This is a genomic window from Janibacter sp. A1S7, from assembly GCF_037198315.1.
Taxonomy (GTDB): domain Bacteria; phylum Actinomycetota; class Actinomycetes; order Actinomycetales; family Dermatophilaceae; genus Janibacter; species Janibacter alittae.
Window position 1 is genome coordinate 1,053,779 of sequence record NZ_CP144913.1, and the last position, 15,522, is coordinate 1,069,300.

Genomic DNA, 15,522 nt, shown 5'->3' on the forward strand with positions numbered 1-15,522 from the left:
GGGGGCGTGTGGCCGCTCAGATGTGCTTGCTCGCCTCCGAGAGCACCGAGCGCAGCCGCTGCTCGATGTCGTCGAACTCGGCCGGCCCGATGGTCAGCGGCGGCGCGAGCTGGATGACCGGGTCCCCGCGGTCGTCGGCACGGCAGTACAGGCCGGCGTCGAAGAGCCCCTTGTCGATGTGGCCGCGCAGCAGCGACTCGGCCTCCGCGTCGGTGAAGGTCTCCCGGGTGGCCTTGTCCTTGACCAGCTCGATCCCGTAGAAGTACCCCTCACCGCGCACGTCGCCGACGATCGGCAGGTCGAGCAACTTCTCCAGGGTCCTGCGGAAGGCCGGTGCGTTCTCCTTGACGTGGTCGTTGAGACCCTCGCGCTCGAAGATGTCCAGGTTGGCCAGGCCGACCGCGGCGCTGACCGGGTGGCCGCCGAAGGTGTAGCCGTGCAGGAAGGTGTTGGTGCCCTTCTTGTACGGCTCGAAGAGCCGGTCGCTGGCGATCATCGCGCCGAGCGGGGAGTAGCCGGAGGTCATCCCCTTCGCGCAGGTGATGATGTCGGGAGTGAAGCCGAAATCAGTCGAGGCGAACATCGACCCGATGCGGCCGAAGGCGCAGATGACCTCGTCGGCGACGAGCAGCACGTCGTACTCGTCGCAGATCTCGCGCACCCGCTCGAAGTACCCGGGCGGCGGCGGGAAGCAGCCGCCGGCGTTCTGCACCGGCTCGAGGAAGACCGCGGCCACGGTGTCGGGGCCCTCGAACTCGATCGCCTCGGCGATGCGGTCGGCGGCCCAGCGGCCGAAGGCCTTGGGGTCGTCGCGCAGCTCCTCGGCGGCGCGGTAGATGTTGGTGTTGGGCACCTTGTGCGCACCGGGCACGAGCGGCTCGAAGTCGGCCTTCAGCGGCGGCAGGCCGGTGATCGACAGCGCGCCCTGTGGGGTGCCGTGGTAGGCGACGGCGCGGGAGATGACCTTGTGCTTGTGCGGCTTGCCGGTGAGCTTGAAGTACTGCTTGGCCAGCTTCCACGCGGACTCGACGGCCTCGCCGCCCCCGCTGGTGAAGAAGACGCGGTTGAGGTCGCCGGGGGCGCCGACGGCCAGTCGCTCGGCCAGCTCGATGGCGGTCGGGTGGGCGAAGGACCACAACGGGAAGAAGGCGAGCTGCTCGGCCTGCTTGGCGGCTGCCTCGGCCAGCTCCGCCCGGCCGTGACCGACCTGGACGACGAAGAGCCCGGAGAGCCCGTCGATGTACTCCTTGCCGGTGTCGTCCCAGATGGTGTGGCCCTCACCGCGCACGATGGTCGGGATGTGGGTGCCGTCCTCGAAGTCACCGTGGCGGGTGAAGTGCATCCACAGGTGGTCACGGGCCGCGTCCTGCATGCTCGTGCCGAGGGCGGTCGTGGTCGGGTCGCTCATCTGGTCCCCCAGTTGTAGTGCTGCTTGTTGAGTTTGAGGTACATGAAGGTCTCGGTGGAGCGCACGCCCGGCAGGCGGCGGATCCGCTCGTTGATCAGGTTCAGCAGGTGGTCGTCGTCCTCGCAGACGACCTCGGCCAGCAGGTCGAAGCTGCCGGCGGTGGTCACGACGTAGGAGACCTCGTCCATCGCGGCCAGGGCGTCGCCGACGGGGGAGAGGTCTCCCTCGACGGTCAGCCCGATCATCGCCTGCCGGGTGAAACCGACCTGGAGCGGGTCGGTCACGGCGACGATCTGCATGAAGCCCCCGTCCACGAGGCGCTGCACCCGCTGGCGCACCGCTGCTTCGGAGAGGTCGACGGCCCGGGCGATCTCCGCGTAGGCGCGTCGACCGTCCTGCTGGAGGTGCTCGATGATCTGCTTGCTCACCTCGTCGAGCTTCACGCGGCTGGCCATGAGGCCATCATCCTCTGCGGTACCGGTTGATTGCAAGCGTTGGTCCTGCGGGATCCGTAGGTGCACACCAGGGCGAAGGGGGAAACCCGTCGCATCCATGGGTGTCCGGGGTGGTGTGGGGCGGCGGTCGGGGATATGGTGCGAGTCACATCCGTGACACCGCCGTTCCGGCCCAGACCCACAAGGAGTGGACCCGTGACCGACAGCTCCCAGGACACGTCCCGCACGCTGCGCAACTTCGTCGGGGGTGACTACGTCGAGTCCCTCGCGGACGAGCACTTCGAGCTCGTCGACCCGTCGACGGGCCGGGTCGTGGGCTCGTCCCCGGCCAGCACCGCCAAAGACGTCGACCGCGCCTACTCCGCGGCCTCGACGGCATTCGGGGCCTGGGGGGCGACGACACCGGCAGAGCGGCAGATGGCTTTGCTGAAGTTCGCGGACGCCCTCGAGGCCCGGTCCGAGGAGCTGGCGCGCCTCGAGGCGAAGAACACCGGCAAGCCCATCGCGCTGACCCTCAGCGAGGACATGCCGATGATGCTCGACCACCTGCGGTTCTTCGCCGGTGCCGCCCGGGTGCTCGAGGGCAAGTCCGCCGGCGAGTACATGAAGGGGTTCGAGAGCTGGGTGCGTCGTGAGCCGATCGGCGTGGTCGGCCAGGTCACGCCGTGGAACTACCCGATGATGATGGCCATCTGGAAGATCGCCCCGGCCCTGGCCGCCGGCAACACGATCGTCCTCAAGCCGAGCGACACCACCCCGGAGGCGACCCTGCTGCTGGCCGAGATCGCCAGCGAGTTCCTGCCCGAGGGCACCTTCAACGTCGTCGCCGGAAACCGCGACACCGGGCGCCTGGTCGTCGAGCACTCGAGCCCCCAGCTGGTGGCGATCACCGGCTCCATCCGGGCCGGGATCGAGGTCGCCGCCTCGGCGGCGAAGGACCTCAAGCGGGCCCACCTCGAGCTCGGCGGCAAGGCGCCCGTCGTGGTCTTCGACGACGCCGACATCGAGGCGGCCGTCGCCGGCATCGGCGAGGCGGGCTACTTCAACGCCGGCCAGGACTGCACCTCGGCCACGCGGGTGCTGGCCGGGCCGGGCATCCACGACGACTTCGTGGCCGCCCTGTCCGAGTACGCCAGGAACGAGGCGAAGGTCGGCTTCCCGGACGACGAGGACGCCCTCCTGGGGCCGGTGAACAACTCCAACCAGCTGGCCACGGTCACCGGCTTCCTCGAGCGCCTCCCGGACCACGCGAACCTGGCCGTCGGTGGCACCCGCCTGGAGCAGATGGGCGAGGGGTTCTACCTCTCACCGGCGGTCGTCTCCGGACTGCGCCAGGACGACGAAGCGATCCAGAACGAGATCTTCGGCCCGGTCATCACGGTGCAGAAGTTCTCCGACGAGGACCAGGCAGCGGCCTGGGCCAACGGCGTCGACTACGGCCTCGCCTCCAGCGTGTGGACGAAGGACTTCGGTCGCGCGATGCGGATGAGCCGGCGTCTGGACTTCGGGTGCGTGTGGATCAACTGCCACATCCCGCTCGTCGCCGAGATGCCCCACGGCGGTTTCAAGAAGTCCGGTCACGGCAAGGATCTGTCGATGTACGGCTTCGAGGAGTACACGCGCATCAAGCACGTGATGGCCAACCTCGAGTCGTGATGACGGTGCGTGTGGTGGGCTGAGCCTCGTCCCAGGGTCAGGGGTGCGGGGCTCAGCCCTTGCCGGTCGTCTGCAGCTCCCGCACCCGGGCGTGGCGCACGTGCTCCCGCAGGGTGGAGGGGGCCCCGTGCCGGACCGACCACGGGGTGGCCGGGCCGGGGCCGCCCGGCATGACATGTGCGGTCACCGGTTGCAACGCAGGCAGGTCGCTGGCGCTCTGGGTCGTGGCGGGGAGCACGGCCCGCGCCGTGACCGGCGACAGGCGTGCTGGTGCCGACACGGTCGCAGCCCGGCTCGGGACGCCCACCGCGGGGACGGGAGCGGGCGCCGGGGCCGGCCGCGCTGCGACGGCAGTGCGCCCGGTCGGTGGCCGCCACCCGAGGATCGGGGCGCCGGCTGCGATCCGGCGATCGACGTCGACGATGATCCGCAGCATGAGGGCCCCGGCGAGCATCCCGCCGAGCAGGTCGGTGGGCCAGTGGAAGCCGAGGTAGAAGGCCACCACGATGGACTGGGCGGTGATCAGTCCGACGAGGACGTTCAGGCGATTGCCGATGCGCATGTCCGGACCGGCATAGGTGCGCAGCAGGTACGCGGCCGCTCCGTAGAAGAGGATCGCCTCGGCCGCGTGGCCGGAGGGGTAGGCGATGCCGTACCACCCGTGGGCGAAGACGCCTCCCTCCCAGAAGTGACCGGAGCCGGCCGCGGGGGAGGTGCGGCCGAGCAGGATCTTCATGCCACCGACGCCGACGTAGAAGGCGACCTCGGCCGCGACGACGACGGCCAGCGGGTGCCAGGTGCGGTACCTGCGCGCCAGAACGACTGCGATGACGAGCAGCACGGGCAGGCACACCGCCTGACCGGCGACCGCGTTGGGCACGGAGTCGAGGAAACCGAACCAGTTCGGGGTGTACCTCTTGGCCCAGTACCCCTGCAGGGCGACGTCCACGGGCCGCAGCAGTCCGGCTGCGAGAACGGTCAGGAGGACCAGCGCGCCGGCCAGAGCCGGAGCGCTCGTCCAGCGCAGCGTTCTCAAGGTCACCCTTCAGGTGTAGTCGATCTACCTGACAACTTCCTGTACAACACGGCCACGGTGAGAGAGTTCACCCACCGTTCACGTCGCTCAGCGCGGCTGGGCGAGCTCCTCACGGACGGCCTGCGCGAAGGCCTCGACGTCGGTCTCGGTGGTGTCCCAGGCGCACATCCAGCGCACCTGCCCGGTCGTCTCGTCCCAGAAGTAGAAGCGGAAGCGCTCCATCAGCCGCTCGCTGGCCAGCCGCGGGAGGATCGGGAAGACGGCGTTGGCCTCGACCTTCGTGACCAGGCGCACGCCGTCGATGTCGGCGACCGACTCGGACAGGCGGCGGGCCATCGCATTGGCGTGCTCGGCGTTGCGGCGCCACAGGTCGCCCTCGAAGAGGGCGAGCAGCTGGGCCGAGACGAAGCGCATCTTGCTGGCCAGCTGCATCGACTGCTTGCGCAGGTAGGTCAGGCCGGCGACCCGTTCGGGCGAGAGCACGACGACCGCCTCGGCGAGCATCGCGCCGCCCTTGGTGCCGCCGAGGGAGAGCAGGTCGACACCGACGTCGCTCGTCAGCTCGCGCAACCCGACCCCCTGCGCAGCGGCGGCGTTGGCCAGTCGCGACCCGTCGAGGTGCAGCAGCCAACCGCGCTCGTGCACGAGGTCGGCGATCGCGCGGATCTCCTCGGGGGAGTAGACCGTGCCGACCTCGGTGGAGTTGGTGATCGAGACGACACCGATCTGGGCGAAGTGCTCGTCACCCTCGCGGGCCGGGTAGGCCTCGATGAGCTGCGGCGTCAGCTTGCCGTCCGGCGTGTCGATGACGTTGACCTTCAGCCCACCGACCCGTTCCGGAGCGGCGGCCTCGTCGGCATGGATGTGCGCGCTGCTCGTCGTGAGGACCGAGGCCCAGCGCGGCGTCGCCGCCTGGAGGGCGAGGACGTTGGCGCCCGTGCCGTTGAAGACCGGGAAGACCTCGACCGGGCGAGCGAAGACGTCGGAGAGCACCTCGGTCAGGCGCGCGGTGTACACGTCCTCGCCGTAGGCGACCTGGTGGCCCCCGTTCGCCGCGACGATCGCCGCGAGCACCTCGGGGTGGACCCCGGCGTAGTTGTCGCTGGCAAAGCCGCGCACGGCCGGGTCGTGGAGCGGGGCGAAGGGGGTGGGCTGGGTCGTGGTCGTATCCGTCACGCCGACATCTTCACATCCGCGTCCGTCGACGCCGAGCCATCCGCGTCCGTCGACGCCGAGCCGGCCGGTGCGCACCCGACCCCGGTGATCCCGCGGGTGGACTCGATGACCGGGCCCACCTTCTTGCGCAACGCCTCGAAGAAGACGTTGAGCGGGAACTCGTCCGGCAGGACGGCGTCGTTGAGGCCCTTGCGGGGGCCGTCGAGCGGGAGGCCGTCCGCCCCCTTCGCCCACACCGAGCCCGGGTGGGGCGCGACGTAGCCGGAGATGAACTCGTGGGCCGCCATCCAGTGGCCGACCTTGGACCGGTCGATGCCGTCACGGTAGAGCTGCTCGATCTCGTCCGAGAGCGCGACCACCGTCTCCGGCACCCGGGCCCAGTCGAAGGTCAGCCGGTTGTCCGTCCAGCGCAGGGCGTCGTGCTTGTGCAGCCACGCGAAGAGCAGCTGACCGCCCAGGCCGTCGTAGTTGCGGTGGCGCTCGCCGGTGACCGGGAACCGGAAGCCGCGGTCGAAGACGATCGCCAGCTGCACGACGCGGGCGAAGGGGTGGCCCTCCCGCGCGAGGTCGACGCACTGGCGGAAGGTGTTCAGGTCGCAGCGCAGCTCCTCCAGCGCGTACATCCAGTACGGCATCCGCTGCTTGATCATGAAGGGGTCGAAGGGCAGGTCGCCGTGGCTGTGGGTGCGGTCGTGCATGAGGTCCCACATGGCGAACGCCGACTGGGCCATCTCCTGCGAGGCGACGAGCCGCTCACCCTCCGGCGGGAGCTCGAGCGAGAGCGTCTCGGCGGTCGCCGCGGTGACCCGGCGGAAGCGCGCGGCCTCCCGGTCGGAGAAGATCGCCCCCCAGTGGAAGGTCGGCACCTCTCGCACGGAGACCGTCTCGGGGAAGAGCACCGCGGAGTTGGTGTCGTATCCCGGGGTGTGGTCGAGGAACTGCACCGACAGGAACATCTGGTTGTCGAAGCGGGCCTCGACGTCGGCGAGCCAGTCCGGCCAGAAGGTGCTCAGCAGCACGGCCTCGAAGACCCGGTCCGGGTTGCCGTTCTGCGTGTACATCGGGAAGAGGACGAGGTGCTCGGCGCCGTCGACGCGGTGCTGCTCGGGGCGGAAGACCTGCAGGCTGTCGAGGAAGTCCGGCACGCCGAAACCGTCGTCGACCCAGCGCTGCAGGTCGCCCGGCAGAGCGGCGAGGTACTCGGCGTCGTGCGGGAAGTGCGGTGCGAGCTCCCCGACCCGGGAGATCATCTGCGCCACGAGCGCGGCGGCGCGCTCGCGGTCGGCCTCCGGCCGCAGCGAGCCGTCGGGCGCCTGCAGCGGGCGCAGCTCCTCGACGGCCGCCTTGAGCGCCAGCCAGACCGGGGAGGTGGCGACCGGGTGGTCCCCGGTGGCATCCGCCACGGCGGGCACGGTCGAGTTGCCGGCCCACGTGATCAGGTTGACCCAGAACTCCTCGTGGTCGAGCTCGCCGATCGAGTCGTCCCCGACGAGGTCGGAGTCGGCGAGGACGACGACGCGTCCGCGGCCGTGCTCGAGGGTCACCGCGAGCGGCTCACCGGCCGGGTGCGCGGTCGGCGAGGTACGGGCCAGGACGTGGGCGCCGGCCGCGCCGGAGACGTCGAGGGTCCCCGCGCGGTAGAAGCACAGGTCGCCGATCCCCGCGAGGACCCCTTGGCCGGGGGTCTGGGCGATGTCGGGTCGTACCCAGGTGGCGTTGCCGTGCTGGCGCCGGCCGCCGTCGGGGGACTCGTGCACGAGTGTGGAGGTGACCCGCACACCGAAGGGGGCGAGCAGCTCGGCCAGGTTGTTGCCGTGGGTGTCCTGGTCGCACTCGGCGAGGACGACCAGACCGCCCCCCGTCGCCACGTGGTCGACGACGGCGTCGATCTCGGCCGGGGCGAGGACCGGGGGCAGGTCCCCGGCCACGCGCTCGCTCGCCGCTGCGGCGAGGTGCGGGATGACGAGGACGTCGACGTCCTCGAGGGCATCGGGGGTCAGCTCGCCGTCGGTGTGGGAGTCGACCCGGGTGCCGCGCTCGCGCAGCAGGGCGGCGGAGCGGGCGAGGCTGGCGTCGCCCGGGTTGGCCGGGTTCATCTCCGCGGCGCGGTCGGCATCGAGCGACCATGCGCTGGAGTGCACCTGGTCGACGAGGACACGGGCGAAGGGGGTCATGACAGCCTCCGGGGTCGATACGGGAAGTTCATCCGACAAAGGATCTCAAAGCCGCATGAATTACGCCAGTTTGCGGCTTTGGGAGGTGAATGTCCTCCCCTGCGCGGGTGTCTGGTCCGCGCTGGCCCGGGGCGTGGATAGGCTGCTCGCATGCCTGCCGTGACACAGAAGTCCGCCCTCGAGTACGCCCCGACGACGCTGCACATCGGCGGAGCCTGGCGAGACGCGGGCCGGGGGGAGACCTTCGCCGTGCACGACCCGGCGACGGGACGGACGCTGGCCGAGGTGGCCGACGCCACCGTCGCCGACGGCCGCGCGGCGCTGGATGCCGCGGTTGCCGCGCAGGCGGACTGGGCAGCGACCGACCCGCGCGAGCGCTCCGAGATCCTGCGGCGTGCCTTCGAGCTGCTCATCGAGCGGGCCGACACCTTCGCCATGCTCATGACCCTGGAGATGGGCAAGACGCTGTCCGGCTCGCACGGCGAGGTGACGTACGGGGCGGAGTTCTTCCGGTGGTTCGCCGAGGAGGCGGTGCGCATCCACGGCCGCTATGCCGTGGCCCCGTCCGGGGGAACCCGACTGATGACGATGCAGCAGCCGGTCGGCCCGGTCTACGCGATCACCCCGTGGAACTTCCCGCTGGCGATGGGCACCCGCAAGATCGGGCCCGCGATCGCGGCCGGGTGCACCACGGTGATCAAGCCCGCCGCCGAGACGCCGCTGACGACGCTGGCCCTGGCCAGGGTGCTCGAGGAGGCCGGGCTGCCGGACGGTGTCCTCAACGTCATCACGACGAGCCGCTCCGGCGAGGTCAGCGAGCCGATCATCCGTGACCCCCGGCTGCGCAAGCTGACCTTCACCGGCTCCACGCCCGTGGGCAGGAAGCTCCTCGAGCAGTCGTCCGAGCAGCTGCTGCGCACGTCGATGGAGCTCGGGGGCAATGCCCCCTTCCTCGTCTTCGAGGATGCCGACCTGGACCGCGCCGTGGACGGCGCGATGGCGGCCAAGATGCGCAACATCGGCGAGGCCTGCACCGCGGCCAACCGCTTCCTCGTCCATGAGTCGGTGGCGCAGGAGTTCGCCTCCCGGTTGGCGGAGCGGATGGGTGCGCTGACGGTCGGCAAGGGGACGGCGAAGGGGGTCGACGTCGGCCCCCTCATCACCGAGACGGCCCGCGCCAAGGTCGTCGACCTCGTCGCGGACGCCGTCGACGGCGGCGCGAGCGTCCTCACCGGCGGTGACGTGCCGAGCGGCAAGGGCTGGTTCTACCCGCCGACGGTCCTGACCGACGTGCCGACGGACGCCCGGCTGCTCACCGAGGAGATCTTCGGTCCGGTCGCACCGATCACCACCTTCGCCACCGATGAGGAGGCCGTCCGGCTGTCCAACTCCACCGAGTACGGACTCGTCGCCTACCTGTACACCGAGCGCACGAGCCGCGTCATCCACGTCGTGGAGGCGCTCGAGTTCGGCATGGTCGGCGTCAACCAGGGCGTGGTGTCCAACCCGGCGGCCCCGTTCGGTGGGGTCAAGCACTCCGGCTTCGGCCGTGAGGGCGGCTTCGAGGGGATCGAGGAGTACCTCGAGACGAAGTACGTCGGACTGGCGCTCTGACATGAGCAGACGGTGGCGTCGGCGGATTCGGCTGGTCGGTGCCGTGCTCGTGGTGCTCGCGGCGGTCTGGATCGTCGTCTCGGGCGGGGACCCCCGCGAGATGAAGATTCCCGGCTCGCCCGGTGACCGGCCGAGCACCTCGGCGCCCCGGGACGCCTCGACGCCGGACTCGGGGCTGGCGACCATCCCCGAGTCGCAGCTGCCACCGGAGGGCCGCGAGACCCTGGGGCTGATCCACGACGGTGGCCCCTTCCCCTACGACCGGGACGGCATCACCTTCGGCAACCGGGAGGACAACCTGCCGCAGCAGCCGAGCGGGTACTACAGCGAGTACACGGTGCCGACCCCGGGGCTGGACCACCGTGGCGCCAGGCGCATCGTCTGTGGGCAGGCCATGGACTGCTTCTACACCCAGGACCACTACGCGAGCTTCGCGCAGATCGAGGAGGGCCAGTGATCCACATCGAGGCCGCCGGGGTGGACGGGCTGCTCGCCCGGGCCGCTGCCGGCACCGACCACGTCCACGTCGTCGACGGTGGCACCGACCGCAGCGAGATCTATGACTGTTTCGTCGAGGCGCTCGCCCTGCCGGACCACTTCGGCCACAACCTCGACGCGCTCATGGACTCCCTCCGTGACGTCGCCGACCGGCACGAGGCGCCGTGGACTCTCGTGTGGCGGCCCGGACGCCCGGTCCCCGGACCCGAGGGGGCGGCCTCGGGTACCGACGAGGGGGTCCTCGGTGTGCTCGCCGCGCTGGAACGCGAGTACGCCCACCTCAGCGTCGTCGTCGCCGACCGCTGAGGCGCGTCGTCAGGTCAGCTTGGACAGGCCGGCCGCGAGGGCGAAACCGACGACGGTCGCCAGGCCGGCGAGGGGGCCGGTCTTGTGCTGGGCCTCCGGCACCATCTCGTCGACGAGCATCACCAGCAGGGCGCCCGCGGCGAAGCCGCTGATCGCGCCGGCCACCGATCCGGCGGTCAGGTCGACCAAGGCGAAGCCCCCCAGCGTGGCCAGGGCGCAGACGGTCGCCACCCCGGTCCACAGCAGCAGGACCGAGCGACGGGTGGAGCCGTCCCGACGCATGTCGGCCGCGGACCCGATCGCCTCGGGCAGGTTCGAGATCCACACGGCGACGAGCAGCGCCACGCTCACCCCGCCGCCGGAAGCCAGACCGATCCCGAGGACCGCCTGCTCCGGGATGCCGTCGAGGAAGGCCCCGAAGGCCAGGGCCGGGCCACCCCCTTCGTCCTCGTCGTGCGGGCCGGAGCGGCCACGGTGTCGGCGGGCGCCCAGCCGCTGGACCCCGGCGTTGCCGGCGGTGAAGGCGATCGCCCCGAGTGCGATGCCGATCGCCACGGGGACCGGGCCACCGCTGGCCAGGCCCTCCTCGGCCAGCTCGAAGGCGACCGAGGAGATCAGTGCGCCGGCCCCGAAGGCGAGCACCACCCCGATCAGTCGCTGCGGCCACGCGCGGATCACGCCCAGCACGGCGCCGACGAGAAGGGAGGACGCGGCGAGAGTGCCCCAGAGCAGTGCCTGACCCATCCCGGACTCCCGTCGACGTCGATCCGTTGCCCACTCCTTGCCATGATGGCCCCGTGACGACTTCCACCGACACCCGGATCACCCTCTCGCGCATCATGACCAATGCCGAGGCCAACCTGCTGGGCACGGTCCACGGCGGCAACATCATGAAGATGGTCGACGACACGGCCGGCGTCGCGGCGAACCGCTTCGCGCAGGGCCCGGCGGTGACCGCCGCGATGGACGAGATGGCCTTCCACAACCCCGTGCGGGTCGGCGACGTCCTGCACGTCAGCGCCCAGGTCAACTGGGCCGGCCGCACCTCGATGGAGGTCGGCGTGCGCGCCGAGGTCGACCGCTGGGACGCGGTGACCGAGCCCGTCCACGTCGCGAGCGCCTACCTCGTCTTCGTGGCCGTCGACGACGAAGGGAGCGTGCGCGAGATCGCCGAGCTGGTCACCTCGACCGCGGAGGAGGGACGCCGCTTCCGTGAGGCACAGATCCGGCGGGAGAGCCGACTGTCCCGCCGGGAGGCGATCCGCTCCAGCCGCGAGGACGCGAAGGGGGCGAGCGCGTGAGCGGCAGCGACCGCACCCGGGTCACCCTGCTGGGCTCGACCGGATCGATCGGCACCCAAGGGCTGCAGGTCGTCTCCGCCCACCCCGACCGGTTCGAGGTCACCGCGATCGCCGGTGGGTCCAACCACCGTCTGCTGGCCCAGCAGGCGGTGCGCTACACCCCGTCGCTCGTCGCCGCTGCGACCGGCACGGCCGAGGACCTGACCGAGGCGATCGGGGCCGCCGTCCGCGAGGCCGGGGTCAGCGGCTACGCGCCCGAGGTCATCGTCGGACCGGACGCGGCGACCCAGGTCGCCGGAGCGCCGACGGACGTCGTCCTCAACGGCATCACCGGTGCCATCGGCCTGCGGCCGACGTTGGCGGCGCTGCGCAGCGGCGTGCGTCTGGCCCTGGCCAACAAGGAGTCGCTGATCATCGGCGGCCCGATCGTGGCGGAGGCGGCCACCCCCGGCCAGATCGTGCCCGTCGACTCCGAGCACTCGGCGATCGCCCAGGCGCTGCGCTCGGGGGCCCGCGCCGAGGTGCGCAAGCTGATCGTCACCGCCAGCGGCGGCCCCTTCCGGGGGATGTCCCGTGCCGAGCTGCGCGAGGTGACGCCCGAGGCGGCGCTGCAGCACCCGAACTTCGCGATGGGGCGGGTCATCACGACCAACAGCGCGACGCTGGTCAACAAGGGCCTGGAGCTGATCGAGGCGCACCTGCTCTTCGACGTGCCGATGGCCCGCATCGAGGCGGTCGTGCACCCGCAGCAGATCATCCACTCGATGGTCGAGTTCCACGACGGCGCCGTCGTCGCCCAGCTCGGGCTGCCGACGATGCTCGCGCCGATCGCCCTGGGGTTGTCCTGGCCCGACCGGCTCACCGACGTGGAGGCCCCCGTCGACTGGACCCGGGCCGCCGACTGGCGCTTCGAGCCCCTCGACGCCGAGGCCTTCCCCGCCGTGCGGCTGGCCCAGCAGGTCGGCGAGGTCGGCGGCACCCACCCGGCCGTCTACAACGCGGCCAACGAGGTCGGGGTCGACGCGTTCCACGAGGGTGCCTGCGGCTTCCTCGACATCGTCGACACCATCAGTGAGGTCGTCTCCCGACACGAGGCCGGCGACTTCGACGCGCACACGGTCGAGGGCGTCCTGGCTGCGGACGAGTGGGCCCGATCCGAGGCCGCCGCGATCCTCGGGGCCTGACCGGTCCCACGCGCCCCGGATGCCCCGGCCCGTGCGGGTTCTGGGGCCGACGAACGTGGACGTGCGTGAGAGAATGGGGGCATGCTCTATGTCCTCGGGGTCGTCCTCGCCTTCGTCGGGATCGCACTGTCGATCGCGCTCCACGAGGTCGGCCACCTCGTGCCGGCCAAGAAGTTCGGCGTGCGGGTGCCCCAGTACATGGTCGGCTTCGGCCCGACGATGTGGTCACGCACCCGCGGGGAGACCGAGTACGGCGTCAAGGCCGTCCCCCTGGGTGGCTACATCCGGATGATCGGCATGTTCCCGCCGGCCAAGGGCCAGGACCCGACGATGACCCGGGCCTCGAGCACGGGACGCTTCGGCCAGTTGGCCGACGAGGCCCGCCAGCAGAGCCTGGAGGAGATCCGTCCCGGCGACGACGGCCGGATGTTCTACCAGTTACCCGTGTGGAAGCGGATCGTCATCATGATGGGTGGCCCCACGGTCAACCTCCTGATCGCGCTCGTCCTCCTCACCGGGATCTTCACCCTGCACGGGGTGGCCGTCACGACGCCGACGATCTCCTCGGTGAGCAAGTGCGTGGACATCTCCCAGGCGGGCCAGCAGGCACGCTCCGAGTGCACCCCGGACATGCCGCTCGCGCCGGCCAACGAGGCCGGGCTGAAGCCGGGCGACACGATCACCTCGATCAACGGCACCTCCGTGACGACGTGGGACGACGTGCGCCTGGCCATCCGGGACAACCTCGGCGCGCCGTTGACCATGACCGTGACGCGGGACGGCGATCCGGTCACCCTCGAGGCCGACCCGATCGTCCTCGACCTGCCCGTCTACGACGACAACGGCAACCTCCAGCACGACGGCAGCGGCGAGGTGGTCACCGAACGGGCCGGCTTCCTCGGCGCCAGCGGTAGCCGGGAGATGCAGGAACAGCCGATCACGGCCGTGCCCGGCCTCTTCTGGGACCAGGTGGAACAGACCTACGGGTTGCTGGTGAAGATCCCGCAGAAGCTCGTCGGGGTCGCCGATGCGGCCTTCGGCAGCGCCGAGCGCGACCCCAACGGCCCGATGTCGGTCGTCGGCGTGGGCCGGATCGCCGGCGAGGTCGCCAGTTCCGACGCCTTCGGGGACACCCTGGACAAGGCCGTTCTCCTGATCTCCCTGCTCGCCTCGCTCAACCTCGTGCTCTTCGCCTTCAACACCATCCCGCTGCTGCCGCTGGACGGCGGACACGTGGCGGGGGCGCTGTGGGAGGCGCTGAAGAAGGGATGGGCCCGCGCGCGCGGCCGCCCCGACCCCGGGCCCGTCGACGTCGCCAAGGCCCTGCCGCTGGCCTACGGCGTCGCGCTCGCCTTCATCGCCATGACCGTGCTGCTGGTCTACGCGGACTTCGTCAAGCCCATCCGGCTCACGTGAGGGGTCCTCGTCACGGGTGACGCCGACGGGGTGGGGCGACGCCTCTCACGAGTGGCACCCAGCAGCAGTTCAGGCGACGGGACGCATAATGGGGGTATGAGTGTCTCCCTCGGAATGCCGAAGGCCCCCGCGCCCGTGCTCGCACCGCGCCGTCCGACCCGCCAGATCCAGGTGGGTTCCGTGGGGGTCGGCAGCGACAGCCCGATCTCGGTGCAGTCGATGACGACGACGGTCACCTCGGACATCAACGCCACCCTGCAGCAGATCGCCGAGCTGACGGCAGCCGGCTGCGACATCGTGCGGGTGGCCTGCCCGACGCAGGACGACGCCGACGCGCTGCCGGCGATCGCGGCCAAGTCGCAGATCCCGGTCATCGCCGACATCCACTTCCAGCCGAAGTACGTCTACGCGGCCATCGAGGCCGGGTGCGCCGCGGTGCGCGTCAACCCGGGCAACATCCGCAAGTTCGACGACCAGGTCAAGCAGATCGCCCAGGCCGCGAAGGACCACGGCACCTCGATCCGCATCGGCGTCAACGCCGGCAGCCTCGACAAGCGCCTGCTCGAGAAGTACGGCAAGGCCACCCCGGAGGCGCTCGTCGAGTCGGCCGTGTGGGAGGCGAGCCTGTTCGAGGAGCACGACTTCCACGACTTCAAGATCTCGGTCAAGCACAACGACCCGGTGATCATGGTGCGCGCCTACGAGCTGCTCGCCGAGGCCGGTGACTGGCCGCTCCACCTCGGCGTCACCGAGGCGGGTCCGGCCTTCCAGGGCACGATCAAGTCCGCCACGGCCTTCGGCGCGCTGCTCTCGCGCGGTATCGGCGACACGATCCGGGTCTCCCTCTCGGCGCCCCCCGTCGAGGAGATCAAGGTCGGCACCCAGATCCTGCAGAGCCTGGGCCTGCGTCCGCGCAAGCTCGAGATCGTCTCGTGCCCCAGCTGTGGTCGCGCACAGGTCGACGTCTACGAGTTGGCCGACAAGGTCACCGCCGGCCTCGAGGGCATGACCGTCCCGCTGCGCGTTGCCGTGATGGGCTGCGTCGTCAACGGCCCGGGCGAGGCCCGCGAGGCCGACCTCGGTGTCGCCTCCGGCAACGGCAAGGGGCAGATCTTCGTCAGGGGCGAGGTGATCAAGACCGTCCCGGAGGCACAGATCGTCGAGACCCTCATCGAGGAGGCCACGCGGATCGCCGAGGAGATGGGCGAGGACGGCGACGTCGAGGAGGCCGGCGCCACCGTCACGGTTGGCTGAGGGAAGCAACCCCCTTCGCCACCGACGTACAGGTGCGCTCACTA

General features: G+C 70.8%; 14 protein-coding genes. 8 read left to right on the top strand and 6 right to left on the bottom strand.

Features of this window, described 5'->3' with window-relative positions; translation table 11 throughout:
* Positions 1-16: 16 nt before the first annotated feature.
* Positions 17-1,408 carry an aspartate aminotransferase family protein gene (locus V1351_RS05135; RefSeq protein ID WP_338751362.1) on the bottom strand — a complete coding sequence of 464 codons (1,392 nt, stop codon included), beginning with the start codon at positions 1,406-1,408 and terminating at the stop codon, positions 17-19.
* Positions 1,405-1,863, bottom strand: coding sequence for an Lrp/AsnC family transcriptional regulator (locus V1351_RS05140; RefSeq protein WP_338751364.1), 459 nt, complete (start codon positions 1,861-1,863; stop codon positions 1,405-1,407). Before V1351_RS05140 ends, V1351_RS05135 begins: the two co-directional genes overlap by 4 nt.
* Before the next feature lie 195 nt (positions 1,864-2,058).
* Between V1351_RS05140 and V1351_RS05145 the strand changes: the two genes are divergently transcribed.
* On the top strand, positions 2,059-3,519 hold the full coding sequence (locus V1351_RS05145; RefSeq protein ID WP_338751366.1) for a gamma-aminobutyraldehyde dehydrogenase: 1,461 nt from the start codon (positions 2,059-2,061) through the stop codon (positions 3,517-3,519).
* A 52-nt stretch (positions 3,520-3,571) separates the two neighbouring features.
* Here V1351_RS05145 and V1351_RS05150 read toward each other — a convergent pair whose 3' ends face one another.
* The 3 genes from V1351_RS05150 to V1351_RS05160 form a co-directional block, all read right to left on the bottom strand.
* Positions 3,572-4,561 (bottom strand): phosphatase PAP2 family protein, encoded by a 990-nt coding sequence (locus tag V1351_RS05150; protein WP_338751368.1) that lies wholly within the window; start codon positions 4,559-4,561, stop codon positions 3,572-3,574.
* A gap of 81 nt (positions 4,562-4,642) precedes the next feature.
* The gene (locus tag V1351_RS05155; RefSeq protein ID WP_338751370.1) at positions 4,643-5,731 is read right to left on the bottom strand and encodes a threonine aldolase family protein; all 1,089 of its coding nucleotides are present in this window, start codon (positions 5,729-5,731) and stop codon (positions 4,643-4,645) included.
* Positions 5,728-7,905: a DUF6421 family protein gene (locus V1351_RS05160; protein WP_338751372.1), complete on the bottom strand. Its 2,178-nt coding sequence runs from the start codon at positions 7,903-7,905 to the stop codon at positions 5,728-5,730. The genes V1351_RS05155 and V1351_RS05160 overlap by 4 nt, the downstream gene beginning before the upstream one ends.
* A gap of 150 nt (positions 7,906-8,055) precedes the next feature.
* Between V1351_RS05160 and V1351_RS05165 the strand changes: the two genes are divergently transcribed.
* Genes V1351_RS05165 through V1351_RS05175 form a run of 3 tightly spaced genes read left to right on the top strand, consistent with a single transcriptional unit; the run spans position 8,056 to position 10,323 of the window.
* Complete coding sequence (locus tag V1351_RS05165) at positions 8,056-9,519, top strand: NAD-dependent succinate-semialdehyde dehydrogenase (protein WP_338751374.1); 1,464 nt, start codon at positions 8,056-8,058, stop codon at positions 9,517-9,519.
* Between the two features lies 1 nt (position 9,520).
* Positions 9,521-9,976, top strand: coding sequence for a ribonuclease domain-containing protein (locus V1351_RS05170; RefSeq protein ID WP_338751376.1), 456 nt, complete (start codon positions 9,521-9,523; stop codon positions 9,974-9,976).
* On the top strand, positions 9,973-10,323 hold the full coding sequence (locus V1351_RS05175) for a barstar family protein (RefSeq protein ID WP_338751378.1): 351 nt from the start codon (positions 9,973-9,975) through the stop codon (positions 10,321-10,323). Before V1351_RS05170 ends, V1351_RS05175 begins: the two co-directional genes overlap by 4 nt.
* 9 nt (positions 10,324-10,332) lie before the next feature.
* Here V1351_RS05175 and V1351_RS05180 read toward each other — a convergent pair whose 3' ends face one another.
* On the bottom strand, positions 10,333-11,067 hold the full coding sequence (locus V1351_RS05180; protein ID WP_338751380.1) for a ZIP family metal transporter: 735 nt from the start codon (positions 11,065-11,067) through the stop codon (positions 10,333-10,335).
* 53 nt (positions 11,068-11,120) lie between these two features.
* Here V1351_RS05180 and V1351_RS05185 point away from each other — a divergent pair, with 53 nt between their 5' ends.
* The 4 genes from V1351_RS05185 to ispG all read left to right on the top strand — a co-directional run bounded on the left by V1351_RS05185 (position 11,121) and on the right by ispG (position 15,478).
* Complete coding sequence (locus tag V1351_RS05185) at positions 11,121-11,624, top strand: acyl-CoA thioesterase (RefSeq protein WP_338751382.1); 504 nt, start codon at positions 11,121-11,123, stop codon at positions 11,622-11,624.
* Complete coding sequence (gene dxr, locus V1351_RS05190; RefSeq protein ID WP_338751384.1) at positions 11,621-12,808, top strand: 1-deoxy-D-xylulose-5-phosphate reductoisomerase; 1,188 nt, start codon at positions 11,621-11,623, stop codon at positions 12,806-12,808. The genes V1351_RS05185 and dxr overlap by 4 nt, the downstream gene beginning before the upstream one ends.
* Positions 12,809-12,889: 81 nt before the next feature.
* Positions 12,890-14,224: a M50 family metallopeptidase gene (locus tag V1351_RS05195; protein WP_338751386.1), complete on the top strand. Its 1,335-nt coding sequence runs from the start codon at positions 12,890-12,892 to the stop codon at positions 14,222-14,224.
* Between the two features lie 96 nt (positions 14,225-14,320).
* Positions 14,321-15,478 carry a flavodoxin-dependent (E)-4-hydroxy-3-methylbut-2-enyl-diphosphate synthase gene (gene ispG, locus V1351_RS05200; RefSeq protein WP_338751387.1) on the top strand — a complete coding sequence of 386 codons (1,158 nt, stop codon included), beginning with the start codon at positions 14,321-14,323 and terminating at the stop codon, positions 15,476-15,478.
* Positions 15,479-15,522 lie beyond the last annotated feature (44 nt).

Coding starts and splice junctions, on each gene's coding strand:
- V1351_RS05160 (WP_338751372.1), bottom strand. CDS start 7,905: ATGACCCCCTTCGCCCGTGTCCTCGTCGACCAGGTGCACTCCAGCGCA.
- V1351_RS05135 (WP_338751362.1), bottom strand. CDS start 1,408: ATGAGCGACCCGACCACGACCGCCCTCGGCACGAGCATGCAGGACGCG.
- V1351_RS05170 (WP_338751376.1), top strand. CDS start 9,521: ATGAGCAGACGGTGGCGTCGGCGGATTCGGCTGGTCGGTGCCGTGCTC.
- V1351_RS05195 (WP_338751386.1), top strand. CDS start 12,890: ATGCTCTATGTCCTCGGGGTCGTCCTCGCCTTCGTCGGGATCGCACTG.
- V1351_RS05180 (WP_338751380.1), bottom strand. CDS start 11,067: ATGGGTCAGGCACTGCTCTGGGGCACTCTCGCCGCGTCCTCCCTTCTC.
- V1351_RS05140 (WP_338751364.1), bottom strand. CDS start 1,863: ATGGCCAGCCGCGTGAAGCTCGACGAGGTGAGCAAGCAGATCATCGAG.
- ispG (WP_338751387.1), top strand. CDS start 14,321: ATGAGTGTCTCCCTCGGAATGCCGAAGGCCCCCGCGCCCGTGCTCGCA.
- V1351_RS05165 (WP_338751374.1), top strand. CDS start 8,056: ATGCCTGCCGTGACACAGAAGTCCGCCCTCGAGTACGCCCCGACGACG.